Below are 24,890 nucleotides of genomic sequence, written 5' to 3'. Positions count from 1 at the left end.
GGCGCCCCCGGCCACGTTTCCTTGCGGGGGCGGGGGGGGGGGCCGGGGTCGCCCCGGGGGCCGGGGGGGGGGGGGGGGCCCGCCCCCCCCCCCCCCCGCCCCCCCCCCCCCCCCCCCGCACGGGGCGGTCGACCGTGCCCCTCACCAGTCGGGCGGTGCCCCATGATCGTCTGTCGAAAAAGGAGAATCTCCTCGGCGTGTCGTCTCACTAAAGCGCAGACGATCATGAAGTCGTGCGAGCTTCGCCTCGAAATCGCCGATCGCAACGGGTACGGCCCTCGATCAAGAGGCGCTATCCGCGAGCACGTGCCCAGTAGATGAAGCGATCGGTCAGGTCACTCGGCGGTCGGCCGGAGGTCAACTCGGTCAGGTGCACGGTCGCCTCCTCCTTCAGTGTCGCCAGGTAGATCAGCAGGGCGGTCCGGTTGTCCCGGTACTCGACCAGCAGCGACAGCCGCGCCTCGCCGCACGGCCACGGGTGGCCGCAGACGCAGCACAGCCAGATCGGGCGGAGCGGCAGGTGCGGGCGGGCGGCGCGCGACATCAGCGCACCCGCAGCGCGATCGCCCGCGCCTCGTCGTCGGTCAGCGGCACGAACCACAGGAAGCGCTGGACGATCTCCGGGGGCGTCGGACCGCCCGGCCACCCACGGAGATCACGAACGGCCTGCTGCGCCATCCGCAGGAACCCCGGGAGCAGCGCGGTCCGGAGTTGGTTGCCGATCGGGCACTCCGTCCAGGCAGGGCAGGGAAACGGTCTCCCGCAGCGCCGGCAGGTCCACGCGGGCCCGTGCGAGCAGTGCTCCGCCAGGTCCGCCGCGCGGGTACGCCCGATGGCGGGTGTCCGGTGGCTGCGGTACCTCACCGCCGGCCTCGGTTCCCGCGCGTCAACCGCGCCGGGGTGGGCAGTTCGCCAGCCAGGTCCCAGATGACCCGCGTGGTCGTGTCGTTGCACGGCCCCCGGTACGGCGGGATCATCGGGCCGACCAGCGGCGGGTCGTACGGGACCGGGTCCCGGGGCGGCGGAGCCGGCCTCGGCGCGGGCTTCGGATCGGCTGGCGCGGGATCGCGCTGCGGCTTCGCGGCCCGGCACGCCCGGCAGACCTGGCACGCGCAGTGCCGACCCCGCCGGGGCCGGTGACGCCCTCCTCGGTGCGACATGATTCTCCTTTCCGTCGAGACTGGAGAGGGGGCCGTCCGCTCGTCACACGGGGGAAGGACCGGGACGGCCCCCTCGACGAACGCGACCGCCGGGCAACTCCTCCACCGGCCACACTGTCCTAAACGGAACGCTTTCAAGAAGTCACGGACGGTTGCACCGCCGGCGTGCGACCATCAGGGGACGTCTAGGAAAAGGTCCCTGGTGATGCCGAGGAACGACGCGTTACGCGAGGCGCTCATGTCGGCAGGGCTGACTGTTGGCGACCTCGCCGCCAAGTGCGATGTAGACGCTAAGACCGTGGAGCGCTGGATCAGCCGAGGCCGCATTCCTCATCCACGTTCGCGGGTGCGTGCCGCCGAGGTGCTGGGTAAAAATGTGAGCGTGCTGTGGCCTGAAGTTGTGCGTCGTGCGGTCAAGATCGGATCCGACCGTGAGCTAGTCGGCGTCTACGCCCGTCGGTCCGATCTACCGCGCACCCTCTTCCGGGAGTTGATCGAGCGGTCGAAGTCACGATTGTGGTTCGGGGGCTACACGAGCTATTTCGTGTGGCTTGAGGTGCCCAAAGCCGCCGCCACGCTGGGCTCGAAGGCCCACGAGGGCGCGGACGTACGGTTCCTGCTCGGTGACCCGGCAAGTCCTGTCACCACCGGCCGCGAACGCGTCGAGGCGACGCCGCTGACCCTCGCGACACGAATCGCGATGTCGCAGGCAGAGATCGCGAAGTCGCCGACCGCTCTGCCGGTACGAATGTCTGATCGGCACGTCGGGATGTCCGTCTGGGTGTTCGACGACGAAGCCATCATCGCTACGCATATCGGGGCGGGGCTGGGCCAGGACTCAGTGACGCTGCACCTTCGCCGTCGCGAGGTTGGCGGTCCGTTTGACCGGTATGTGGAGCACTTTGAGGCGCTTTGGGCAGACGCCCGGCCAGCACAGCCCGAGCAAGCCTGACCAACCGCACGAGAGCCCTGGGAGCAGGTATGCCCGATGCGAATCGAGGCGCCTTGAAGCGGATCACCCCCGCGTACGCGGGGAGCAGCCTTCCTGACCTGCGGCGCTAGAGATCAACTCCTGGCTGGCGCTGCTGGGCAGTTCGCAGGTTGGACTCAGCGTACGGCGAAAGAGGACCAGGAGGGGAACCCGGAAGCACCACGCCAACACCCCCGGCCAACCTGCTCGTCAGCCGCGTCGACGGCGTTGCCGGCGAAGCACGCCCGGCGGGCCTGTCGTCGGCCAGCCGTCGAGCTGGGACGGGGGCACCCCTCGGCGCAGCAGGTCGTCGAGGAGCAGTGCGAGCGAGTAGTCCGGGTGCGCCTCCAGCACCCGTTCCAGCGCCACCGCCGCGAGTGCCCCCTGCCCGGCCCGCCAGGCGGCGAAGGCCAGCAGGGAGCCCGGAGCGGCGATCAGGTCCCGCTCGGCGCGGCGCAGGATGTCGGTCCAGAGGGCGAGGTCCCGCTCCCGCCCGTCGGTGCGTTCCCAGGCGTGGTCGCGGACCGGTAGGTGGGTGAGGAGCAGGGTCAGCCAGGCCACCTCGTCGTCGGTTAGTCGCTCGCCCCGCCGGCACCGGCGCAGGGCTGCGCGGACCGCATCCACGCCGGCGTGGCGCAGCGTCCGACCGCCGAGCAGGTCGGCCTCGGGTGCCCCGACCATCATGGCCGCCAGCCGGCGTTCGGCGCGGTCGACCGCCCGGCCCATCGCCACCCGGGCCGGGCCGCCGAACGGGGCCACCTGCGTGGTCAGGGCCGCCCGGTCGGGCAGGGCCACCTGACCGGCGAAGACCGCCGCCGCGCTGACCTCGCTGGCCCCGGTGTCGTACGGGGTGCCCTCGGGCGGGCAGCAGGCCGGCTCGTCGCACAGGTAGGACCAGTAGCGGCCGTCGGTGACCCGCAGGGCGTCCAGCACGGTCAGCTCGGCGGCGGCCAGCGACCCGCGTACCGCGTCGACGGCCGGGGTGACCCGGGAGGCGTCGCCATAGCCGAGCACGGTGGCGGACTCGGCACCCTGCCGGGCGATGACGCCGGCCAGGTGGGTGGCCGGGTCGAGCGGGTCGTCGCCCGGTCCGGGCAGGTCCGCCCGGGCGGCGAAGACGATCCGCCGGCCCCGCATCGCGACCACCACCACGCTGTCGGCGGGATGGAACCCGAGCAGGTACGGCACGGCCGCGATGAGGTCGGCGGGCGAACGGACGGTGAGCCGAGGGCGGTCGGTACGGGCCATGGGAGGCAGCCTCGGCCGCGTCCGAGCGTCTCGACAGGCCCTGTGGACGACACGCGGGTTGTCCACAGCTACGGAGAGTAGCGGCGCAGCTCAGCCCCGATCACCGTTGCGCCGGCGAGGGCCCGGCAACGGCCGGCGAGGGCCCGGCAACGGCCGGCGAGGGCCCGTCGCCGGGCCGGCTGCGGCTGCTGGTCGGCAAGCCCGGCCGCCGAGCGGCACGCCCCGCTGAGGCTGGCCCACACCCGAGACCCCCACGAGAAGCGCCCCGAGCGGATACCTTGCGGTCATGGACCTGGCGTACCTGCGGGCGCATCCGGAGCACCTGCCGACCTTCCTCACCCACCAGCGGATCCGGGAGACGCCGGTCGCCGGCGGGGACGTCTGCGCGGCGTCCCGGCTGACCCTGGACGACGGGCACTCCGTCTTCGCCAAGACGTGGCCGGAGGAGCGGGCCGGCCGGCCGGTGCCGGAGGGCTTCTTCGCCGCCGAGGCGGCCGGGCTGCGCTGGCTGCGGGAGGCCGGCGGGGTCCCCGTACCGGAGGTGGTGGTGGCGCTGCCGGAGCTGCTGGCGCTCGACTGGGTGGAGGCCGGCGAGCCGACGCCCGAGGTCGCCGAGCGGTTCGGCCGCGAACTGGCCGCGACGCACCGCGCCGGGGCCGCCGCGTTCGGCGCGGAGTGGCCCGGCTTCATCGCCGCGCTTCCCCAGGACAACACGCCGGACCCGGGCCCGTGGCCGGACTGGTTCGCGCGTCGGCGGCTCGCCCCGTACCTGCGGATGTCGGTCGACGGCGGCGCGCTCACCGGCGTCGAGGCCGCGCTGGTGGAGGCGGTCCTCGACCGGATCGGCGAGTTCGGCGGGGACGAGCCGCCGGCCCGGGTGCACGGCGACCTGTGGTCGGGCAACGTGCTCTGGGGGACCGACGGACGGGCTTGGCTGGTCGATCCGGCGGCGCACGGCGGGCACCGGGAGACCGACCTGGCCCAGTTGGCGCTGTTCGGCGGGCCGCCGCACCACGACCGGATCATCGGCGCCTACCGGGAGTCCTGGCCACTGGCCGACGGGTGGCCCGAGCGGGTGCCGCTGCACCAACTCCACCTGCTGCTGGTACACGCCGCCCTGTTCGGCGGGGCGTATCGCGAGGCGGTCGGCGATGCCGCCCGCGCCGCGCTGCGTCAGGCCGGGCGCGCTACGGTCGAGGGGTGACCGTCGCCCCACCGACCGAAGGCGTCCTCGCCGACCGGTACGGCCGCGTCGCCCGGGACCTGCGCGTTTCGCTGACCGACAAGTGCAACCTGCGCTGTACGTACTGCATGCCGGCCGAAGGGCTGTCCTGGCTGGCCGGCCCCCAGTTGCTGACCGACGACGAGATCATCCGGCTGGTCCGGCTGGCCGTGCGGCACCTCGGGGTGGCCGAGGTGCGGTTCACCGGCGGGGAGCCGCTGATCCGTCCCGGCCTGGTCGACATCGTCGCGGCGGTGGCCGCGCTGGAGCCCCGGCCCCGCATCTCGCTGACCACGAACGGCCTCGGGCTGGACCGGCTGGCCCCCGCCCTGCGGGCCGCCGGGCTGGACCGGGTGAACGTGTCGCTGGACACCCTCGACGCCGGCCGGTTCGCCCGGCTGACCCGGCGGGACCGGCTCGCGGACGTGCTCGCCGGGCTGACCGGGGCGGTCGCCGCCGGGCTCAGCCCGGTCAAGATCAATACCGTGCTGATGCGCGGGATCAACGACGACGAGGCCCCCGCGCTGCTCCGCTTCGCCCTGACCGAGGGCTACGAGCTGCGGTTCATCGAGCAGATGCCGCTGGACGCCCAGCACGGTTGGGACCGGGCGACCATGGTCACCGCCGACGAGATCCTCGCCGCGCTGCGTACCGGGTTCGACCTGACCCCGGACCCTGCGGAGCGGGGCGCCGCGCCGGCCGAGACCTGGCTGGTCGACGGCGGCCCGGGTCGGGTCGGGGTGATCGGCAGCGTGACCCGCCCGTTCTGCGGCGACTGCGACCGCACCCGGCTCACCGCCGACGGTCAGGTCCGCGCCTGCCTCTTCGCCACCGAGGAGTCCGACCTGCGCGCGGCGCTGCGGGCCGGGGCGGACGACGACGAGTTGGCCCGGCGCTGGCGCACCGCGATGTGGGGCAAGCGGGCCGGGCACGGCATCGACGACCCGGCCTTCCTCCAGCCGGCCCGGCCGATGTCCGCGATCGGCGGGTGACGGTGAACGGTTCCGATCCCACGACCGGGCAGCTCACCGTCCGCTACTTCGCCGGCGCGCGGGCCGCCGCCGGCACCCCCGAGGAGACCGCGCCCGCCGGGCGGTCCCTGGACGAACTCGCCGGTGAGCTGGCCGAGCGGCACGGCGTACGGCTCGCCGCCGTGCTGACCGCGGCGAGTTTCCTGGTCGATGGCGTGACCTGTCATGATCGTCAGGCACCGCTGCCGGCCGGGACGACAATCGACGTACTGCCTCCGTTCGCGGGCGGCTGAGGAGGCTCACGTGTTGGCGACCCTGGCGTTCGTGGGCTTCGCGACGCTCGTCGTCGGTCTGCTCCACTTCTACCTGTGGAAGCGGCTGGTCAAGGACACCACCGGCCCGGGGCGGTGGCGGCGGATCGGGGCCTTCTCCGCGCTGGTGCTGGCACTGCTCGTCCCGGCCACGATGATCGGCACCCGGGCCGGACTGTTCTGGCTGGCCTGGCCGGGCTACCTGTGGCTCGCGGTGATGTTCTACCTGCTGGTCGTGCTGCTGGTGTTGGAAGTGCCGATGCTGGTCGCCCGGCTGGCGCTGCGCCGCCGGGTGGTCGCCGCCGAGCCGGCCGCCGCCGCGCCCGAGCCGGTGCTGGTGGGCGCGTCCGGCGGGGCGGAACCGCCGGCCGCCGCGGCCGTCGACCAGCCCGACCACGATCCGGACCGCCGGCTGCTGCTGGCCCGCGGCGCGGCGATCTTCGCGGGCCTCACGGCCGTCGGGGTCACCGGCTACGGGGTACGCAACGCGATGGGCCCGCCGCGCCTGGACCGGGTGCGGATCCCGCTGGCGAAGCTGCCGCGCGGGATGGACGGGCTGCGCATCGCCACCGTCTCGGACATCCACCTCGGGCCGCTGCGCGGCCGGGCGCACACCGAGCGGATCGTTGCAATGATCAACCGGCTGGACGCCGACCTGGTCGCGGTCGTCGGCGACCTGGTCGACGGCTCGGTCGCCGAACTGGGCGAGGCGGCGGCGCCGCTGCGCGACCTGCGCTCCCGGTACGGCAACTTTTTCGTCACCGGCAACCACGAGTACTACTCCGGCGTGGAGGAGTGGGTGCAGGAGGTGGACCGGCTCGGCCTGCGGGTGCTCCAGAACACCCGGCAGGAGATCCGGACCCCGGGCGGGGTGCTGGACCTGGCCGGGGTGAACGACGTCAGCGCCGCCGGCACCGGGCTGGCCGCCCCCGCCGACTTCACCGCCGCGCTCGGCGACCGGGACCCGGGCCGCCCCGTGGTGCTGCTCGCCCACCAGCCGGTGGCGGCCGTCGAGGCGGCGAAGTTCGGCGTCGACCTGCAACTGTCCGGGCACACCCACGGCGGTCAGATCGTGCCGTTCAACCTGCTGGTGAAGCTCGAACAGCCGGTGGTCTCCGGCCTCGGCGAGGTCGACGGCACGAAGGTGTACGTGACCAACGGCGCGGGCTTCTGGGGCCCCCCGGTCCGCGTCGGCGCGGACCCCCAGGTCACCCTGGTGGAACTCCGCACCCCCTGACCCGGGGCTGGCGCACACTTAGCGGGCTGCGGCCGGGGTGTCCAGGGAAGGACGCTCAGGTCACCCGTACGCGTGGCGGGGAGCGGCCGTCGGGGCGGGCGTGACAGGATGCGGCGTGCTCCCGTTCAGCGCCGCACCCGCCGGTGGCCCCTCGCCGTTCGTCGCGGACCTGCACATCCACTCGAAGTATTCGCGGGCGTGCAGCCGTGACCTGACCCTGCCGAACCTCGGCTGGTGGGCCCGGCGCAAGGGCATCGGCGTCCTCGGCACCGGCGACTTCACCCACCCCGCCTGGTACGACCACCTGCGCGAGACGCTGCACCCGGCCGAGCCCGGCCTGTACCGGCTCAGCCCCGAGGCGGAGCGGGACATCGCCCGCCGGCTGCCGCCCCGGCTGGCCAGCGAGGCGGAGGCGGACCCGGTCCGGTTCATGCTCAGCGTGGAGATCTCCACGATCTACAAGCGGGACGACCGGACCCGGAAGGTGCACCACCTGATCTACCTGCCCGACCTGGACGCGGTGCAGCGGTTCAACACCGTCCTCGGTCGGATCGGCAACATCGCCTCGGACGGCCGGCCGATCCTCGGCCTGGACTCCCGGGACCTGCTGGAGATCACCCTGGAGGCCAGCCCGGACGGCTACCTGGTGCCGGCGCACATCTGGACGCCCTGGTTCTCGGCGCTGGGCTCGAAGTCCGGCTTCGACGCGATCGCCGACTGCTACGCCGACCTGGCCGAGCACGTCTTCGCCGTGGAGACCGGGCTGTCGTCCGACCCGGAGATGAACTGGCGGGTCGGCAGCCTCGACCGCTACCGGCTGGTGTCCAACTCGGACGCGCACTCCCCGCCCGCCCTGGGCCGGGAGGCCACGGTGTTCGCCTCCGGCCGGGACTACTTCGCCATCCGGGAGGCCCTGCGCACCGGCGACGGCCTCGCCGGCACCATCGAGTTCTTCCCCGAGGAGGGCAAGTACCACGCCGACGGGCACCGGGTATGCGAGGTCAGCTGGTCCCCGGAGCAGACCCGGGCCGCCGGGGGGCGCTGCCCGGAGTGCGGCAGGCCGGTCACCGTCGGGGTGCTCAGCCGGGTCGAGGAGCTGGCCGACCGGCCCGAGGGTCACCGACCGGAGCACGCCCCGGGCGTCACCCACCTGGTGCCACTGGCCGAGATCCTCGGCGAGCTGAACAACGTGGGGCCGAAGTCGAAGAAGGTCGAGGGGAAGCTCAACGAGCTGGTCGCCGTGCTCGGCTCGGAGCTGGACATCCTGACCCGCGCCCCGCTGGACGAGATCGGCCGGGTCGGCGGGGAGCTGCTCGCCGAGGGGATCGGCCGGCTGCGCCGGGGCGACGTGCGCCGGGTGCCCGGGTACGACGGCGACTACGGGGTGATCACCCTGTTCGACCCGGCCGAGCTGGGCGGGAAGGCGGCGGGGACGCAGGCGGAGACGCTGTTCGACGTACCGGTGCCGGCGCAGCGGACGCCCGCGGAGCCGGCGGCGAAGGCGAAGGCCAAGCGGCCGGCGGCGGCGAAGGTCGAGCCGAAGCGGAAGGCCGCCCCGCCGCCCCCGCCGATTCCGCCGCAGCCCTCCCCGCACGAGCCGTTCGAGCCGATGCTCTCCGGGATGGAGGAGGTCGGCACCGGCCTGCTCGACCGGCTGGACGCGATGCAGCGGGTGGCCGCCTCCGCGCCGGGCGGGCCGCTGCTGATCGTGGCTGGCCCCGGCACGGGAAAGACCCGGACGCTGACCCACCGGATCGCGTACCTGTGCGCCGAGCTGAACGTGTTCCCGGAGCGCTGCCTGGCGATCACCTTCACCCGGCGGGCCGCCGAGGAGCTGCGACACCGCCTCGACGGGCTGCTCGGGCCGGTGGCCGAGGACATCACCGTCGGCACGTTCCACTCGCTGGGGCTGGCCATCCTGCGCGAGAACGCCGGGGCCGCCGGGCTGCCGGCCGGCTTCCGGATCGCCGACGACGCTGACCGGGCGGCGGCGCGGGCGGAGGCCGGCGAGGATCTGGCGGCGTACACGGCGCTGCTGCGCAAGCGGGACCTGGTCGACCTGGACGAGCTGATCACCCTGCCGGTGGAGCTGCTGCGCGCCGACAAGAAGCTGGTGCAGCGGTACCGGGACCGCTGGCAGTGGATCTTCGTGGACGAGTACCAGGACGTCGACGACGTGCAGTACGAGCTGCTGCGACTGCTCAGCCCCGCCGACGGCAACCTGTGCGCGATCGGCGACCCGGACCAGGCGATCTACTCGTTCCGGGGGGCGGACGTCGGCTACTTCCTGCGCTTCTCGCAGGACTTCACCGACGCCCGGCTGGTCCGGCTGAACCGCAACTACCGCTCGTCGGCGCCGATCCTGGCCGCCGCCGTGCAGGCCATCGCGCCGTCGTCGCTGGTCCGGGGCCGCCGGCTCGACCCGGCCCGGCTCGACCCGGAGGCCCCGCTGGTCGGCCGGTACGCCGCCGCGTCCGTCGCCGACGAGGCCGACTTCCTGGTACGCACCGTCGACGAACTGGTCGGCGGCCTGTCCCACCGGTCGCTGGACTCGGGCCGGATCGACGGCCGGTCGACGAACCTGTCGTTCTCCGACATCGCCGTGCTGTACCGGACCGACGCGCAGGCCGCGCCGATCGTGGACGCCCTGACCCGGGCGAACGTCCCGGTGCAGAAGCGCTCGCACGACCGGCTGCGGGACCGCCCCGGGGTGAACGCGATCGCCCGGGAGCTGCGGCACGCCGACGGCCTGGCCGGCGGCCTGCCGGCCCGGGTCCGGCTCGCCGGGCAGGTGGTCGCCGACCGCTTCGCCGCCCCCACCCTCGACGGCTCCGGTGTGGCGCGCCCCGAGGAGGTCCGCGCGGCGGTGGACCTGCTGACCCCGCTGGCCCTGCGCTGCGGCGACGACCTGGAGCTGTTCCTGTCCCAGCTCGCCACCGGCGCCGAGGTGGACGCCCTCGACCCGCGCGCCGAGGCAGTCACCCTGCTCACCCTGCACGCCGCGAAGGGCCTGGAGTTCCCGGTGGTCTTCCTGGTCGGCTGCGAGGACGGCCTGCTCCCGCTGCGCTGGCCCGGCTCCACCCCGGACGAGGACGCGGTCGCCGAGGAGCGGCGGCTCTTCTTCGTCGGCCTGACCCGGGCCCAGGACCGCCTCTACGTCAGCCACGCCGCCCGGCGCGCCCGGCACGGGCCGGAGCGGGACTGCCGGCCGTCGCCGTTCTTCGACGTGATCGACCCGGGCCTGTTCGAGCGGCTGGGCGAGACCGAGCCCCGCCGCCCCAAGGACCGCCAGCTCCGCCTGCTGTAGGAGCCCCCGGGGGGAGTGGTTCAGCCGAGCAGGGCGGCGATCCAGGTGCCGGCGAGCAGGGCCGGCCCGAGTGGCAGCAGGGTGTCCCGGCGGACCCGGCGGGCCGCCAGCAGGCCGAGCACGGCCAGCCCGTGCAGCGCGTGCGGCAGGACCAGCCCGGTCAGCAGCGTCGGCCAGCCCAACCAGCCGAGCGGCAGCCCCAGCACGGCGGCGAGCTTGACGTCGCCGAAGCCGAGCCGCGAGCCGGGCAGCAGGGCCAGCAGCGCGTACCCGGTGAACGACAGCGCCGCCCCGGCCAGCGGGCCGAGTAGCCGGTCCGGCCGGCCGGCGACCGACGCCGCCGCGACCAGGCCGGCGACTGCGGCGAGCGCGGCCACGCCGACCAGCGGGTCGGGCAGCCGCAGGCAGGCCAGGTCGACCACGGCGAGCACCAGCCCGAGCGCGGCCACCGCGAGGAACGCCGGCAGCGCCGCCCCGACGCCCGGCGCGACGCCGAGCCCGCCGAAGACGACCGCCCCGACCACCGCCCAGGTCGGCGCCCGCCGCCACGCGGACGGGGGCGGGCGGGTCGGGGTCGTGCCGGGCGTCGGGGCGGCACCAGCCGGCGCGGCGGCAAACGGCGCGACGGCAAACGGCGCGACGGCAACCGGCACGGCGGCAACCGGCACGGCGGCAACCGGCGTGCCGGTCGCGGCCGTCGACGCGGGCCGCGCGGTGGTGAACCGGGCGGCCAGCCACGGTGCGACTGCGCCGGCCGCCGCGCCGAGCGCCGCTAGGGAGATCGGCAGCCCGGGGGACACCGGCCGGACGTTACCGCCGGGGTGCCCGGCCCGCCGCCCCGGTCCGCCGTCCGGGGCGTTCCGTGCTCACCACCACCGCCACCCCGACGACGATCACCGCGCCGCCCAGCAACACCTGGCTGGTCACCGACTCGGCGGCCAGCAGCGCGCCGAGCGTGACCGCGACCACCGGGTTCACGTACGCGTACGTGGACACCAGCGAGATCGGCGCGTGATGCAGCAGCCAGACGTACGCGGTGAAGGCGACCAGCGAGCCGGCGACCATCAGGTACGCCAGGGCGAGCCAGGACCGGCCGGTGACCTGCCCGGGGTCGAAGCCGCGCAGCTCGCCCCGGGCGGCGGCGAGCACGGCCAGCGCCACGGCACCGGCGAGCATCTCGTAGACCGTGGCGACGAACGGGTCGGCCGGCATCGTCAGACGGCTGGACAGGAACGATCCCACCGACCAGGAGGTCGCCGCCGCGACCACGGTCAGCGCCCCCGCCAGCGGCACCGCCGCCGACCCACCGGTCGGCAGCACCAGCAGGACCAGGCCGAGAAAGCCGAGGCTCACCCCGGCGAAGGTCCAGAACCGGGGCCGGTCCCCGGTGGTCGTCCGGAGCAGGACGACCAGCAGCGGGACGGTGGCGACCAGCAGCGCGGCCACGCCCGAGGGCACCGCCGTCCCGGGTGGGCCGGACTCGGCGAGCACCACCAGCCCGTTGCCGCCGGCCAGCAGCAGCACCCCGACCAGCGCGGCCGAGCCGAGCCGACGCCGGTCGATGCGCAGGGCACCCGCTCCCCGGCGTACCCGCAGGACGAGCGCGAGCACGGCGGCGGCCGCAGCGAACCGGAGGCCGGCCGAGGTGAGCGCCGGCAACGACTCCACCGCGACCCGGATCCCGAGGTAGGTGGAGCCCCACAGCACGTAGACGACGACGAGCGCGGTCCAGACCAGCGCCGGTCGGACCGGCGGCGCCGCAGCTCCGTCGGGCCCGCCGGGCGTGGCTGGGCCGTCGGATACGGGCGGACCGGTCGATGCCGTCGCACGCGGAGGAGGTGATGTCATCGGTTGGCCACGCTACGGTGACCACGGCGTCGGCGCCCTGGTTGGTGGCCGGCCTCACCGCTCGGGCAGGAGGGTGCGCATGTCGAACTACGGATCACCGGGTGAGGGTCCCACCGGGCCCTGGCCCGGACGACGACCGGGCGACGGCTACGACACGCCGTCCGGGCGGTGGGCGGACGACGGGTACGACAGGTCCTCCGGGTCCTGGGCGGACGACGGTCGGGCAGAGCCGCACACGGCGTACCCGCCTCGCCAGCCAGGGCACCACGAGCATCCCGAGCGGGCCTCCCACCCGGCGGACCGGGCACCCTGGACGGACGATCCGCGGCGGTTCGCGCCGCCGTCCCGGGAGCCGCAGCCCGACCCGTGGGACCGTCCCGAACCGTGGCCCCACGAACCCGAGGTGTACCGGCCGGGCGGGGGCGGATCGGGGTACCCGGCGGCCCGCCAGCCCGGCGGCCCGTACGCCCCGGGGCCGTACCCGGGGCCCGGCCCGAGCCAGCCGGCGTACACCGGGGCACCGGCGCCGCCCCCGGACCGGAGGAGCGGACGGGGACCGCTGATCGCCGTGCTGGCCACCCTGCTGGTGCTGCTGCTCGGCGGCGGCTCGCTGGTGTGGTACCTGCTCGACCGGGACGAGGCACCAGAGGGCGCCGGCCAGGCCCGGCCGACCGCCGACCCGACGCCGGAGGAACAACCGGCCTCCCCGACGGCCCCCGCCCCGACCGCCCCGGCGCCCGAGTCGTCGGCCGATCCCCGCTTCGTCAAGGCCGGGCAGTGCGTCCGCAACACGGGGCCGGCGGGTGGCAAGCCCAAGTTGCTGATCGCCCCGTGCGCCCCGAAGACGTACGAGGTGCTGCGCCGGTTCGACGGGCGGACCAGCGGCGAGAAGGACGCCGAGGCGAAGTGCGCCAAGGTCACCGGCTACACCAACTGGTACTTCTTCGACAGTCAGCTGGACACCCTCGACTTCGTGCTGTGCCTCAAGGCCCGCTGACGCCGCTCTTGCGTGTTCCACGTCAGGAAGCGCATCAGCCGGGCACCGGTAGCTGGAACTAGGGCTGTCTAGCGCAGACGCTAGACAGCCCTAGTTTTGTCTCGACGACCGGCGACACGCCGGTAGCGTCCTCTACGGATGTCTAGGTTTCCGGCTAGACAGCCCGATATTGTGCGATTCGTGGATCCGGTCCGCAACCCGTACGCCCCGGGCGCCGGCCAACGCCCGCCCGAGCTGGCCGGGCGGGGGCGGGAGCTGGACGTCTTCGACGTGGTGCTGGAGCGCATCGCCCGGGGCCGCCCCGAGCGCAGCCTGATGCTGACCGGCCTGCGCGGCGTCGGCAAGACGGTGCTGCTCAACACGCTCCGCTCGGAGGCCATCAACCACCTCTGGGGCAGCGGCAAGATCGAGGCCCGGCCGGACCAGTCGCTGCGCCGCCCGATCGCCGCCGCGCTGCACATGGCGGTCCGTGAGCTCGCACCCCGGCACCGCGCCCCGGACCGCATCGACACGTTCCTCGGGGTGCTGAAGGCGTTCGCCCAGCGCTCCGCGCCCGCCGGCCGGGCCGGTGCCGCTCCGAAACTGCGCGACCGCTGGCAGCCCGGCATCGACGTGCCGGCCGCCACCGGCCGGGCCGACTCCGGCGACATCGAGATCGACCTGGTGGAGCTGCTCAGCGACGCCGCCGCCGTGGCCTCCGACGTCGGCACCGGCATCGCGGTCTTCATCGACGAGATGCAGGACGTCGGGGCCGAGGACGTCTCGGCACTCTGCGCCGCCTGCCACGAGCTGTCCCAGCTCGGGGCGCCGCTGATCGTGGTCGGCGCGGGGCTGCCGCACCTGCCGGCGGTGCTCAGCGCCGCCAAGTCGTACTCGGAGCGGCTGTTCCGCTACCAGCGCATCGACCGGCTCGACCGGATCGCCGCCGACCGGGCACTCTGCGCGCCGGCCGAACGGGAGGAGGTCGAGTACGAGCCGAAGGCCCTCGACCTGCTCTACGAGAAGTCCGGCGGCTACCCGTACTTCGTCCAGGCGTACGGCAAGGCCACCTGGGACCACGCGCCGCGCTCCCCGATCACCGACGCGGACGTCCGGGTCGCCGCCCCCGAGGCGGAGGCCGAGCTGGCCGTGGGCTTCTTCGGCTCCCGGTTCGAGCGGGCCACCCCGGCCGAGCGCGAGTACATGCGGGCGATGGCGACGCTGTCCCTCGTCGAGGGGGACGTCGGCGGCCGGGACGACATGGACGCCGCCGTGCCGACCGCCGAGATCGCCCGCGCGCTCGGGCGTAAGCCGGCCAGCCTCTCCCCGGCCCGGGACGCGCTGATCAAGAAGGGGCTGATCTATTCCGGGGAACGCGGGACGGTCGCCTTCACCGTGCCGCACTTCGGCCGGTACCTGCGCACCCAGCCGGCCTGACCCGGGCGCGGGTGCCAAGGGCACCGATTCGCGACTACTGCGGGTACGTGAACAGGCCCTCAAGCGCTCGCCTAGACGCACAGGGCACCAAAAAGATTCAACCCAAACGTGGTGACATAGATCACCGTCACTACTTGGAGTAGTCCCCCTGTGGTCGCCTGTGCCACTTCCAGCGCCTCCAGCGCTCGTCGAGCATGACAATACGTAAGCGGGGCGCGGAAATCCGGTGCATTCATTCTCCTGAGCAGGATGCCCCGACACCTTATTGCGGGCACCGATGACGACATGCTTAGCTCACTGTGCGCAGCGCTCCCGTCACCCATCCAGAGCAACGGAGGGTTTTGGATTCACAACGGGCTTCGACGAGAACGGCCAGAGCGGCGCGGGCGTGAGTCGGTCGCTGACCACCCGGTCTTCTCCGCAGCCAGTCGTAGAGTCTGATCAACTCTACGGCTGCCATTGAGCCCTGGAACCTCGGAGGGCTCGCGCTACCCCTTTTCACCACTGATCGCATCGATCTTCAGGTGCGGTCAGCAGCGGAACCTCGCCGGTCGGCCCCGGCCACGACAAACTGCGGCCTGACGACCGGCGAGTTCCATCATCCGGCCTCATGAAAGGACCACGCATGAAAGCCATCGTCAAGGGAGCCGTGCTGGGTCTGGCACTCGTGCCAGCGTTAGCAACCCCGGCCCTCGCATCCGGCCCGGAACACATCATGGGGGACTGCGGATTTGCGTCGGCTCTTGTCGAGGGGGCGAACATCCGCACCGTAGCGGCGAACAACTCGACAATCTCGCTGAAGTACACCAACGGCATGGGTGCGACGAACAACGTGAGCCTCCGAATCAGCCCCATCAGCGTGACGAGCGGGGACGCCTTCGCAGGAACCACCGTGGTAGGTCCGGGCACGGGCGGCACCTGGAATCTGGCGACCGAGGTCCTCGCGACCACCCGATTCACCCTCAACTACCGGTCTTCCGTCAACATCAACGCCAACGCGGACGACCATTGGGAGGGCGACCTCCGCTGGTAAGGAATTCCTATCACTGATCATCCGGATTGACCTGGTCTAGTTGCGTTGGGCCGGTTGGAACGCTACGGCCCATGGCGGCCAACCGGCCCAACCTCGCGTCACGGGGAGAAACATGCGAGTATTCAGGGGCGTATTACCCATTGCTGTTGCGGTCGCCCTTCTGACGACCGGCTGCTCGACCGGGTCGGATGACGACTCCGGAGGTCTCAAGAATTATGACGAGGCGCTCAAGGAATACAACGCGGCCAAATCCTCGTTGACCTTGCCGGCCAACAAGAGCTGGGACTCGGCCCAGCAGCTGCGCAAAGAGGCCGATGGATCGCGGGTCGTTTTCCAAGACGGCGCTGCTACGGGGAAGGTCGAATCTTTCTGGCTGTGCGCCTGGCAGCAGGAGTGGCTGGCGGCCCGCGGCACCGATGCGCAGCGGGAGAAGCAGGCCCTCGACAACCTCGGCAAGTTCCCAACCCTACGCACCTACCAGAAGAACTTCGACCAGAGCAGCCGAGACGTCTTTGACGACGAGCTCGCCAAGGCGAGGCTGGGCGATCCCAGCGTCGTGCAACAGGACGTCAAGGCGAACTGTGCGAAGGACTGACACGGGACGGGGACGGAGGCGCGGGTCGCGTTTCCCGAGACGCGCCCTGGTCTTCGTGGCCCTGCCTGCTGTCGTCCTCTCCGCCGGGGCCTGGTTCATCTCCGGCAGGTCCGGCGCGGCCCTGGTTCCGGTGCTGACCGACAACAAGACGCAATCGACCACCGCCACCGTGGAGCGGCGGAATCTGGTCAGCGTACTGGCGTCGAACGGGTCCGTGGTGTCCTCGCCGAGCTATTCCCTGACCGCACCGAAATCCGGGGTCTATCTTCGCGACCGGTCGAAGAAGGGCGTGGTACCGGCCGGGACCGTCATCGGCTGGATCCGGTCGTCGGGTAAGCGGGTGCCGGTCACGAATCCCGTGGAGGCCACCGTTCAGGACGAACTCGCCTCCTCCGGAACCACGGTTCCGGAGGGCCTTCCCCTGGTGGGCCTCAAGGCCAGCGGCTATGGCATGCGGGCCACCATCTCGGAAGCGCTCGTCTACCGGCTCTTCGAGCTTGCGCCGGAGGCGACCGCCCAGATCGACCACGGGCCCGGCCCATTCCCCTGCCGGGTGCTCGGCGGCCCCGATGAAGGCGGCGGGGAAGAGGGAGCAGGGGTCACCGTGACCTGTGCGCCGCCTGCGGATCTTCGTCTCTTTCCCGGGCTCAAGGGCGTGCTGGCCATCAGAACCGGCGAGGCCCGAAACGTTCTCGCGCTTCCCGTCGAGGCGGTGGCGGGAAGCGCGGAGCGAGGGCGGGTCCGAGTACGGGACGCCACCGGTTCGACCGGGACGCGCGACGTGAAGTTGGGATTGACCGACGGGTCGTACATCCAGATAGTCGACGGTCTCGCGGAGGGCGACGTGGTCGTCTCACCGGCCCCGGCGCTCACGGATCCAGGCGAGGGCTGAGGGACCAGGCTTGCTACGGCTCAACGGCATTCGCAAGTCCTTCGACGGCCCGAAAGGCGAGCGCGTCGACGTGCTTCGGGACGTCTCCCTGCACATCCACGCAGGGACCACCGCCGCCATTCTCGGGCGCTCCGGCTCGGGGAAGAGCACGCTACTCGCCATTCTCGGTCTCTTGGACAGCCCCGACTCCGGCACGTACCACATCGACGGGCAGGAAGTCAGCGGTCTGAGCGACGTGGCCCTCGCCCGCCTGCGAAGTACGCACCTCGGCTTTGTCTATCAGCGGTTCTTCCTGCTGCCCCACCTGAGCGCCTACGAGAACGTCGAGACGGCCCTCCAGCACGGCATTCCGGTGCCGCGGCGCCGCCGGCGGTCCCTCGTGCTGGAAAGCCTCGACCAGGTCGGCCTCGCCGATCGGACCACCCACCGTCCACGTCAACTGTCGGGGGGCGAGCAGCAGCGGGTGGCCATAGCCAGGGCACTGGTACGCACCCCCGCTGTCGTCCTCGCCGACGAGCCCACCGGCGCACTGGACGAGAACACCAGCGAACAGGTGATCACTCTGTTGTTGACGGCCGCCAAGGCCCGCAGCGCGACCACGGTGATGGTGACGCACGACCCCGAGGTGGCCATGCGCACCGACCGCACCCTGCACCTCGTCGAGGGGGCGTGGGCACGTGATTAGACGTATACCTGAGCTCATCTCGATGAGTGCGCGCGAGTTACGGGCCCGCGGCGGCCGGGCGCTGCTCGCCTGCCTCAGCCTGGTCATCGGGATCATCGCGGTGATCTTCGTTCAGGCCACCGCGGGGGTGGCCAGGGCGGAGTTGATCCACCTCGCCGAGTTGAGGGAGGGCAGAGACGGCAGTGCGGCGGTCGCGGTCAGCGGCGACGCCCTCGGCAGTCAGACGTCCCGGTTGCTCGCTTCGAAGTCGAACGCCGGTGCCGACGTCGCACTGTTCGTGTCGGACTCGGGGGCCGTGCTCACCAGCGGGCCCTCGGCGATTCCCATCATCGCCTTCGAAGGTGACGTCATGGCGGTGCGACCCTTCGATCTGATCGCCGGCCAATGGCCCGCGGCGACGACGGCCGGCGCGGCGATAATCGTCAACAAGGTGGCGTGGGAGCAGATCGCCGGGCGCTCGGGGCTGGTGTGGAGGACCGGCAAGGGGGATCTCGCCCGCCACACGCCGGTGACCGCGGTGATCGACGACGGCGAGCAGGACCCCAGGGCGTACCTGCCGTGGCGGGAGTTGGCCGCGCACGCCCAGCCGGTCGCGGAATCCTCGGTGCGGGTGCTGGCCCGGGTGCCGTCAGGCGACGCGGCACAGAGCGTCGAATGGCTGCGCTGGCACGCAACCGTCGACCAGTTGCCGATCCAGGGCACGATCGAGCCGGTGAACGCGGCGGCGGGCGTCGACGACCAGCTGAGGGTCGTCACCGCGGCATTCCTGGGGGTCGGTCTGATCATGCTGTTGGTGGGCGTCCTCGGCGTGCTGAACATCGGCCTGGCCACGCTCAAGGAGCGGGCCGACGAGCTGGCCCTGCGTCGCTCCCTCGGGGCCACCAAGGGCGACATCATGGTGCTGGTTCTCGCCGAGTCCGTGCTCATCGGCTGCGTGGGCTCGCTGGCTGCGGTCCTGCTCGCGGTGGCGATGTATCGTCCGCTGGTGGCGGCCGCGCTCAGCGGCAGCACGGACGTCCCCTTCCCCCTGAGCGCGGCGGTCTACGGGGTGGTGGTCGGAGCGTTGGCCGGCGCGGCAGGTGGACTGATACCCGCCCTGCGCGCGGCCCGGACCCCCATCGCGGCGGTCATGCGGGCCTGACGGGCCGTTTCACCGGCGGGGCGGTCAGACCTTCGACCAGGGCGGCGGGAAGAACACCTCGCCACGCGGCACCGGGTCGTCCCCGCTGGTGCTGGGCGGCAGGACCAGCGCCTGCCACGGGTCGCCCAGGCCGGACCACGGGCTGGTCAGCCCCATCCGGTCGGCGCGGGTGAAGCCGAACCGCCGGTAAAAGGCCGGGTCGCCGAGCACCACCACGAGCCGCTCGCCCAGCTCGGTGGCGGCGTCGAGGGCGGCCTGCACCACGGCCGTGCCGTGCCCGACGCGCTGCCGGTGCGGCGCGACGGCGACCGGGCCGAGGACCAGCGCCGGAAACGCGCTGCCGCCCTCCGCGCCGACCCGGACCCGGGTCAGCAGGGCGTACCCGACCACCTCGCCGCCGTGCTCGGCGACCATGGCCAACTCGGGCACCCAGGCGTCGGTGTCGCGCAACTCGCCGACCAGCCCCACCTCGGGCGGGGTCGACACGTCGGGGCGGGCGAAGGCCGCAGCCAGTACCCGGCGGACCGGGCCGGTGTCGGCCGGACCCTCGGGGCGGAGCCGCAGCGTGGTCACCCGGGCGAGGTTACCGGCCGGAGCCCGTCCACCAGCGACGGTCGCCCCGATCGGCGTGGCGGTCCGGATCATGGGTACGCCTCCGGCGTCCACGTCGGCCGATCGGATCGGGCCGTTGCAGGGGTAGCCGCCGCCGCGACGGGGTATGACTGATCCATGAAACCCGTGCGCTCCCTCGCCCGCGTCATGTTGAGCGGCGTCTTCGTGGTCAGCGGCGTCCGCAACTTGCAGAACCCGGGACGGCTGGTGCCGGCCGCGAAGCCGGTGACCGACCGGGTCGGCCCGCTGATCCAGCAGGTCTCCCCCCGTATCCCCACCGACACCGAGACGCTGGTCCGGATCAACTCGGCCACCCAGCTGATCGGCGGCCTCATGCTGGCCACCGGGAAGTTCACCCGCCCGGCCGCGCTGGTGCTCGCCGGCACGCTGCTCCCGACCACCGTCGCCGGTCATCCCTTCTGGAAGGGCGAACCGGCCGAGCGGGCACAGCACCAGACCCAGTTCATGAAGAATCTCGGCATCCTCGGCGGGTTGCTGCTCGCCGCCGCCGACACCGAGGGGAAGCCGGGTCTGCGGTGGCGGGCGGGGCACCGGATCGGCCACTCACGACGGTCGGTGCAGCGGGCCGTCCGGACCGCCCGCCGGGAGGCCCGGATCGCCGTACTCTCGGCCGCCACGGCACGCCGACTGCCCGGCTGACCTGCGGCGCGGCGCTCCCCTCCCGCGGCTCTTCACCGCTAAGGCCGCGAATTACCTGAACCACCCGGTAGGCGTTAACGCGGTGGAAATGTAAAAAATCAGTGTGGGATCGGACACGGTCGCATAACGCGGGAGGCATTAACGTGAGGCGCCGTTCTAGGCTCCGTGCTGGACCTGAACGGGTAGGACGATCTTGGTATGGGGGTGGCCACGCCATGCCGGCGACCGTCAGACGACGGACGGACCGCCTCACGCCGATCCGCCGCGTGACCCGGTTGACCCGTGGGGTCGACCGCAGGACCGCGGTGCGGGTCGGTGTCGTGGCCGCCGTCGCGTACGCCGCGTGGTTCGCCATCGGCGCCTTCGGGCGGCCGTACAACTTCTTCGACATGAAGATCTACCACGGCGCGGTGGCGTGGTGGATGAACGGCAACGAGCTGTACGACTTCATCGCTCCCTCCACGACGCTCGGCTTCACGTACCCACCCTTCGGCGGGCTGGTCATGCTCCCGATGGCGGTGGTGCCGGTGCAGGTCGCCGGCTGGTTGAACGTGCTGGCCAGCATCGCCGCCCTCGCCCTCGTCCTGGCCGGCCTGCTGCGGCCGGTCGTGGACCGGCTCGGCTGGCCGCTCTGGTTCACCGTCGGCATCGCGACGCCGATGGCGGTGGCCCTCGAGCCGGGCCGCGAAACCCTCGGCTACGGCCAGGTCAACCTGCTGCTCTTCGCGCTGATCATGGCCGACCTGATCGGTCTGCGCTGGCGGGCGAAGCGGGGCACCCGGTTCGACCCCGCCGACGGGCCGTTGCGGCGCTTCGTGTTCAGCGGGGCCTGGGCCGGGGTCGGCATCGGCCTGGCCACTGCCGTCAAGCTGACCCCCGCGCTGTTCATCGCGTACCTCATGATCACCCGGCAGTGGCGGGCGGCGGCCACGGCGGTCGGCACCACGATCGGGGTGACCCTCGCCGGCTTCGCGCTCGTCGGCACCGAGTCCCGGTCCTACTTCGGCAGCGTGCTGTGGCAGACCGAGCGGGTAGGTGCGGCCGACATGACGCCCAACCAGTCCCTCGCGGGCCTGCTGGCCCGGCTCTACGACTCGATCGAGACGCCCGGCCTGCTCTGGTTGTCGTTCTCGGTGCTGATCCTGGCCCTCGGGCTGTCCCGGGCCGTCAGCGCCCGCGCCGACGGCGACGAGCTGACCGCGTTCACCCTGGTCGGGCTCACCGCCAACGTGATCAGCCCGATCTCCTGGTCGCACCACCTCGTCTGGGTCATTCCGGCGATCATCGTCCTGGCCGACGCGGCGGCACGCCGTCGGGAGGCGAGCCGGGGGTCGGTGCAGCGCGCCGGCCAGGCGTCGTCGTACAGCGGTCTGCCCGGGCTCAACGGGCTACGCCCACCGATCTGGTACCCGACGCTCACCGGGCTCCGGCACGGCGTGGCGGCGCTCGGCCTCTACCTGTTGTTCCTGATCTCGCCGATCTGGCCGTACGAGCACCAGCTCCCTGAGATGTCGCACTACCAGGACGGCCTGTTCGGAGCGTTGATGGAGAACTCCCTCGCCGTGGCCCTGATCGTGCTGGTCGCCGCGCTGCCGTGGCGACCCGGTGCCGAGCCGGCCTTCTACGCCGACCGGTTCGGCCGCGCCCTACTGGTCGACGGCCGGCGCTGAGGCTCCGGCGGTCGCCGAGGGCACGGCTGCCCGCCGGCCCGGACACCGCACCGGCCCGACGGCGTCAGGGACAGTTGACCCACTCCTCGGTGCCGTCGTCGAACACCTGCCGCTTCCAGATCGGCAGCCGCGCCTTGACCTCGTCCACCAGCCGGGCGCAGGCGGCGAACGCGGCGGCCCGGTGCGCGGTGCTCACCGCCGCGACCAGGGCCACGTCGCCGACGCCGAGCGGGCCGACCCGGTGCGACACCGCGACCGCGTACACGTCCGGGTCGGCGGCCACCTGGGCGGCGACCTCCAGCAGCACCGCGGCGGCGCTCGGGTGGCCCTCGTACTCCAGGCTGGTCACCGGGCGGCCGTGGTCGTGGTCGCGGACCACGCCCCGGAACGACACCACCGCCCCGGCCCGCCGGTCGGCGACGGCCGCCTCGTGCGCGGCCAGGTCCAGCGGCTCCTCGGTGACCGTGCCGAAGACCGTCGACTCCTCGATCGTCATCAGGACCGTTCCCCCGGAAACAGGGGCAACGGCACGACCGGCACCCGCGCGCCCGGCTCGCCCGTGGTGCCGGGGCGGATGACGGCGAACCCGTCGGCGCCGGCCAGCCCGCGCAGCATCGCCGAGCCGACGTGCCGGACCGGGTGGGCGGTGCCGGCCGCCCGGTCCAGCCGGACCAGGGCCAGGTGGGTGTGGTCGCCCCGGCCGGGCACCGGCTCGGCGAGCGTGGCGTGCGGCAGCGCCGGCATCGGCCGTCCCTGCAAGCCGGCCAGCAGCGGCGCGACCAGCGAGACGAGCGCGACGATCGCCGACTGCGGGTTGCCGGGCAGGCCGGCCACGAACCGGACCCGGCCGTCCGGGTCGGCCAGCCGGGCCAGCAGCATTGGGAAGCCGGGGCGGACCGCGACCGTGTTGACCACGTAGTCCGCGCCGAGGGCCTCCAGGGTGGGGTGCAGGTGGTCGACGGGGCCGTGCATCGTCCCGCCGGTGGTGCACACCAGGTCGGCGGTGGTGAGCGCCGCGCGCAGGGCCGCCACGTGCGCCGGCAGGGTGTCGGCCACCGGGCCGGCCACGTCGGCCGGGCGCACCTGGCAGCCGTACCGGCGCAGCCAGGCCGGCACGGCCGGGCCGAGGGCGTCGCGGACCCGGCCGTCGGCCGGCGGGCCCGAAGTCAGCAGCTCGTCGCCGAAGACCAGCAGCGCGGCGCGGGGCGGGCGGCGCACCCGCAGGGCGTCGTGCCCGCAGGAGGCGGCCAGACCGATCACCGCCGGGTCGACCGGGGTGCCGGCGGGGAGCAGTTCCTCACCCGCGTACGCCTCCTCGCCCGGCCGGCGCCATTCCGGGCTCGGTCGCGGGGTGCCGGCGATCCGGCCGTCGGCCGTGCGGCTGGACTCCTCGACCCGCACGATCGCGGTGACGCCCTCGGGCACCATCGCGCCGGTGGCGATCTCGACGGTGGTGCCGTCCTCGGCAAGCGGGGGCGGGTTGCCGCCGGCCAGCACCCGGCCGACGATCCGCCACGGCCCGCCCCCGCGTACCGCCCAGCCGTCCACGCTGGAGGTGGGGAAGGCCGGCAGGTCGGTGCGGGTGGCCAACGGCTCGGCGAGGGTGTGCCCGTCGGCGTCGGCGAGCGGCCGACTCACGGCGGGCAGGGCGGCGGCCAGGCCGACCGCGTACACCCGGGAGCGGGCCTCCTCCCAGCCCGCCGGCGGCGGTACGGCGACCTGCTCGGCGGCGGACGCGGTTTCCGTGCTCACCGGCCGAGCCTATCCCCGGGCGGTCCGGCCCGCCCCAGCAGTGGCCGGCCGACACCGCCGGTGGCCGGCCCGCCCGCGCGCCGGCCCTACGGGCGGGACCACCCCGCCCGCCGCGCCGTCAGTGGTCGCCGCCGCGCAACTGGTCGACGGCGTGGGCCAGGATCGGGCCGAGCACCGCGAGGCCGTCGCGGGCGCCGCCGGTGGAGCCGGGCAGGTTGACCACCAACATCCGGCCGACCACCCCGGCGACGCCCCGGGAGAGCGCCGCCGCGGGCACCTTGTCCCGGCTGTGGGCGCGGATCGCCTCGGCGATGCCGGGGATCTCATGGTCGAGCAGCGCGCGGGTCACGTCCGGCGTCCGGTCGGTGGGGGTGATTCCGGTGCCGCCGCTGGTCAGCACGACGTCGACCCCGGCAGCCAGGGCGGCCCGCAGCGCCTCGCCGACGGGCTCGCCGTCGGTCACCACCACCGGGTCGTCCACCTGGCAGCCCAGCTCGCGCAGCCCGGCGGCGAGCAGCGGGCCGCTGGTGTCGGCGTAGACGCCGGCCGCCGCACGGTTGGAGGCGACCACCACCCGGGCGCGGATCACGGTCGGTCCCCCGGCCGTAGCCAGCGGCCGGTCTTGCCGCCTTCCTTGCGCAGCACCCGCACCGCTTCCACCGACGCCGCCGGGTCGACCGCCTTGACCATGTCGACCAGGGCCAGGCCGGCGACCGCGACCGCGGTCAGCGCCTCCATCTCCACGCCGGTGCGGTCGGCGGTCCGCGCCGTGGCGGTGATCTCGACGGTGTCGTCGGTCAGCGTGAGGTCGACCGTCACCGCGTGCAGCGCGATCGGGTGGCAGAGCGGAATCAGGTCGGGGGTCCGTTTCGCACCCATGATGCCGGCGAGCCGGCCCACGGCGAGCGCGTCGCCCTTGGGCAGCCCGTCGCGGCGCAGCAGGTCGATCACCTCGGGGGTGGTCCGCAGCCGGCCGGCGGCCACTGCGAGCCGGCCGGTCACCGCCTTGGCGGAGACATCGACCATGCGGGCCGCGCCCGCCGCGTCGACGTGGGTGAGCTGCGCGGGATCGGTCACGGTCGCGAGCCTATCGTCCGGTACGCCCCGGACCCGGCCGAGGGCCGGGCGGTGCCGGGGGTCGGTCGGGGCGCGCCGATGAACCG

Annotated in this window: 26 protein-coding genes; 16 read left to right on the top strand and 10 right to left on the bottom strand. The window is 73.3% G+C overall.

What is annotated here, in order from left to right; all coding sequences use genetic code 11:
- Window positions 1-292: 292 nt before the first annotated feature.
- Both ACH4T9_RS27115 and ACH4T9_RS27110 read right to left on the bottom strand, forming a co-directional pair.
- Window positions 293-544, bottom strand: a complete 252-nt coding sequence (locus ACH4T9_RS27115) for a flavin reductase (RefSeq protein ID WP_396671902.1) — start codon at window positions 542-544, stop codon at window positions 293-295.
- Entirely contained in the window at window positions 544-678 is a 135-nt protein-coding gene (locus tag ACH4T9_RS27110) for a hypothetical protein (protein ID WP_396671901.1), read from the bottom strand. Before ACH4T9_RS27110 ends, ACH4T9_RS27115 begins: the two co-directional genes overlap by 1 nt.
- Window positions 679-927: 249 nt before the next feature.
- Between ACH4T9_RS27110 and ACH4T9_RS27105 the strand changes: the two genes are divergently transcribed.
- Entirely contained in the window at window positions 928-1,140 is a 213-nt protein-coding gene (locus tag ACH4T9_RS27105; protein ID WP_396671900.1) for a hypothetical protein, read from the top strand.
- A 225-nt stretch (window positions 1,141-1,365) separates the two neighbouring features.
- A complete protein-coding gene (locus tag ACH4T9_RS27100; RefSeq protein WP_396671899.1) occupies window positions 1,366-2,112 on the top strand; it encodes a helix-turn-helix domain-containing protein in 747 nt (248 codons plus the stop codon).
- Window positions 2,113-2,340: 228 nt separating this feature from the next.
- Here the strand turns inward: ACH4T9_RS27100 and ACH4T9_RS27095 are convergent, their stop codons facing one another.
- Window positions 2,341-3,378, bottom strand: a complete 1,038-nt coding sequence (locus tag ACH4T9_RS27095) for a DUF4192 domain-containing protein (protein ID WP_396671898.1) — start codon at window positions 3,376-3,378, stop codon at window positions 2,341-2,343.
- Between the two features lie 286 nt (window positions 3,379-3,664).
- On the opposite strand from ACH4T9_RS27095, the gene ACH4T9_RS27090 reads away from it, so the two are divergent.
- The 5 genes from ACH4T9_RS27090 to ACH4T9_RS27070 all read left to right on the top strand — a co-directional run bounded on the left by ACH4T9_RS27090 (window position 3,665) and on the right by ACH4T9_RS27070 (window position 10,426).
- Window positions 3,665-4,582: a fructosamine kinase family protein gene (locus ACH4T9_RS27090; RefSeq protein WP_396671897.1), complete on the top strand. Its 918-nt coding sequence runs from the start codon at window positions 3,665-3,667 to the stop codon at window positions 4,580-4,582.
- Window positions 4,579-5,592 (top strand): GTP 3',8-cyclase MoaA, encoded by a 1,014-nt coding sequence (moaA, locus tag ACH4T9_RS27085; protein WP_396671896.1) that lies wholly within the window; start codon window positions 4,579-4,581, stop codon window positions 5,590-5,592. Before ACH4T9_RS27090 ends, moaA begins: the two co-directional genes overlap by 4 nt.
- Window positions 5,589-5,864, top strand: a complete 276-nt coding sequence (locus ACH4T9_RS27080) for a MoaD/ThiS family protein (protein WP_396671895.1) — start codon at window positions 5,589-5,591, stop codon at window positions 5,862-5,864. Before moaA ends, ACH4T9_RS27080 begins: the two co-directional genes overlap by 4 nt.
- A 10-nt stretch (window positions 5,865-5,874) precedes the next feature.
- Entirely contained in the window at window positions 5,875-7,119 is a 1,245-nt protein-coding gene (locus tag ACH4T9_RS27075) for a metallophosphoesterase (protein ID WP_396671894.1), read from the top strand.
- Between the two features lie 115 nt (window positions 7,120-7,234).
- Window positions 7,235-10,426: a UvrD-helicase domain-containing protein gene (locus tag ACH4T9_RS27070; protein WP_396671893.1), complete on the top strand. Its 3,192-nt coding sequence runs from the start codon at window positions 7,235-7,237 to the stop codon at window positions 10,424-10,426.
- Window positions 10,427-10,446: 20 nt separating this feature from the next.
- Here ACH4T9_RS27070 and ACH4T9_RS27065 read toward each other — a convergent pair whose 3' ends face one another.
- Together ACH4T9_RS27065 and ACH4T9_RS27060 are read right to left on the bottom strand one after the other, a co-directional pair.
- Window positions 10,447-11,226 carry a prepilin peptidase gene (locus ACH4T9_RS27065; RefSeq protein WP_396671892.1) on the bottom strand — a complete coding sequence of 260 codons (780 nt, stop codon included), beginning with the start codon at window positions 11,224-11,226 and terminating at the stop codon, window positions 10,447-10,449.
- A gap of 10 nt (window positions 11,227-11,236) precedes the next feature.
- On the bottom strand, window positions 11,237-12,274 hold the full coding sequence (locus ACH4T9_RS27060) for an EamA family transporter (RefSeq protein WP_396671891.1): 1,038 nt from the start codon (window positions 12,272-12,274) through the stop codon (window positions 11,237-11,239).
- A 403-nt stretch (window positions 12,275-12,677) separates the two neighbouring features.
- Here ACH4T9_RS27060 and ACH4T9_RS27055 point away from each other — a divergent pair, with 403 nt between their 5' ends.
- The 7 genes from ACH4T9_RS27055 to ACH4T9_RS27025 all read left to right on the top strand — a co-directional run bounded on the left by ACH4T9_RS27055 (window position 12,678) and on the right by ACH4T9_RS27025 (window position 19,033).
- On the top strand, window positions 12,678-13,271 hold the full coding sequence (locus tag ACH4T9_RS27055; protein WP_396672075.1) for a hypothetical protein: 594 nt from the start codon (window positions 12,678-12,680) through the stop codon (window positions 13,269-13,271).
- A 180-nt stretch (window positions 13,272-13,451) separates the two neighbouring features.
- Window positions 13,452-14,687, top strand: coding sequence for an AAA family ATPase (locus ACH4T9_RS27050; RefSeq protein ID WP_396671890.1), 1,236 nt, complete (start codon window positions 13,452-13,454; stop codon window positions 14,685-14,687).
- 625 nt (window positions 14,688-15,312) lie between these two features.
- Window positions 15,313-15,720, top strand: a complete 408-nt coding sequence (locus tag ACH4T9_RS27045) for a hypothetical protein (protein ID WP_396671889.1) — start codon at window positions 15,313-15,315, stop codon at window positions 15,718-15,720.
- A gap of 112 nt (window positions 15,721-15,832) precedes the next feature.
- The gene (locus ACH4T9_RS27040; protein ID WP_396671888.1) at window positions 15,833-16,315 is read left to right on the top strand and encodes a hypothetical protein; all 483 of its coding nucleotides are present in this window, start codon (window positions 15,833-15,835) and stop codon (window positions 16,313-16,315) included.
- A gap of 55 nt (window positions 16,316-16,370) precedes the next feature.
- Window positions 16,371-17,207: a hypothetical protein gene (locus tag ACH4T9_RS27035; protein WP_396671887.1), complete on the top strand. Its 837-nt coding sequence runs from the start codon at window positions 16,371-16,373 to the stop codon at window positions 17,205-17,207.
- A 10-nt stretch (window positions 17,208-17,217) separates the two neighbouring features.
- Entirely contained in the window at window positions 17,218-17,892 is a 675-nt protein-coding gene (locus tag ACH4T9_RS27030) for an ABC transporter ATP-binding protein (RefSeq protein WP_396671886.1), read from the top strand.
- A 22-nt stretch (window positions 17,893-17,914) separates the two neighbouring features.
- Window positions 17,915-19,033, top strand: coding sequence for an ABC transporter permease (locus ACH4T9_RS27025; RefSeq protein WP_396671885.1), 1,119 nt, complete (start codon window positions 17,915-17,917; stop codon window positions 19,031-19,033).
- A gap of 24 nt (window positions 19,034-19,057) precedes the next feature.
- On the opposite strand, the gene ACH4T9_RS27020 is transcribed toward ACH4T9_RS27025, so the two are convergent.
- On the bottom strand, window positions 19,058-19,606 hold the full coding sequence (locus ACH4T9_RS27020) for a GNAT family N-acetyltransferase (protein WP_396671884.1): 549 nt from the start codon (window positions 19,604-19,606) through the stop codon (window positions 19,058-19,060).
- Between the two features lie 156 nt (window positions 19,607-19,762).
- Here ACH4T9_RS27020 and ACH4T9_RS27015 point away from each other — a divergent pair, with 156 nt between their 5' ends.
- Both ACH4T9_RS27015 and ACH4T9_RS27010 read left to right on the top strand, forming a co-directional pair.
- Window positions 19,763-20,305: a DoxX family protein gene (locus ACH4T9_RS27015; protein ID WP_396671883.1), complete on the top strand. Its 543-nt coding sequence runs from the start codon at window positions 19,763-19,765 to the stop codon at window positions 20,303-20,305.
- 215 nt (window positions 20,306-20,520) lie between these two features.
- Window positions 20,521-21,975 carry a glycosyltransferase 87 family protein gene (locus ACH4T9_RS27010; protein WP_396671882.1) on the top strand — a complete coding sequence of 485 codons (1,455 nt, stop codon included), beginning with the start codon at window positions 20,521-20,523 and terminating at the stop codon, window positions 21,973-21,975.
- A gap of 64 nt (window positions 21,976-22,039) precedes the next feature.
- Here the strand turns inward: ACH4T9_RS27010 and ACH4T9_RS27005 are convergent, their stop codons facing one another.
- From ACH4T9_RS27005 to moaC, 4 genes are all read right to left on the bottom strand, one after another.
- A complete protein-coding gene (locus ACH4T9_RS27005) occupies window positions 22,040-22,471 on the bottom strand; it encodes a molybdenum cofactor biosynthesis protein MoaE (RefSeq protein WP_396671881.1) in 432 nt (143 codons plus the stop codon).
- Window positions 22,471-23,727 carry a molybdopterin molybdotransferase MoeA gene (locus ACH4T9_RS27000; RefSeq protein WP_396671880.1) on the bottom strand — a complete coding sequence of 419 codons (1,257 nt, stop codon included), beginning with the start codon at window positions 23,725-23,727 and terminating at the stop codon, window positions 22,471-22,473. The genes ACH4T9_RS27005 and ACH4T9_RS27000 overlap by 1 nt, the downstream gene beginning before the upstream one ends.
- Window positions 23,728-23,845: 118 nt before the next feature.
- Window positions 23,846-24,316, bottom strand: coding sequence for a molybdenum cofactor biosynthesis protein B (locus ACH4T9_RS26995; protein WP_396671879.1), 471 nt, complete (start codon window positions 24,314-24,316; stop codon window positions 23,846-23,848).
- Window positions 24,313-24,804 (bottom strand): cyclic pyranopterin monophosphate synthase MoaC, encoded by a 492-nt coding sequence (moaC, locus tag ACH4T9_RS26990; protein WP_396671878.1) that lies wholly within the window; start codon window positions 24,802-24,804, stop codon window positions 24,313-24,315. Before moaC ends, ACH4T9_RS26995 begins: the two co-directional genes overlap by 4 nt.
- Window positions 24,805-24,890: the final 86 nt, after the last annotated feature.

Source organism: Micromonospora sp. NPDC020750 (genome assembly GCF_044334565.1).
GTDB lineage: Bacteria > Actinomycetota > Actinomycetes > Mycobacteriales > Micromonosporaceae > Micromonospora.
The sequence above is the reverse complement of the archived record's forward strand: the minus strand, read 5'-3'. Positions and strand labels throughout refer to the sequence as shown.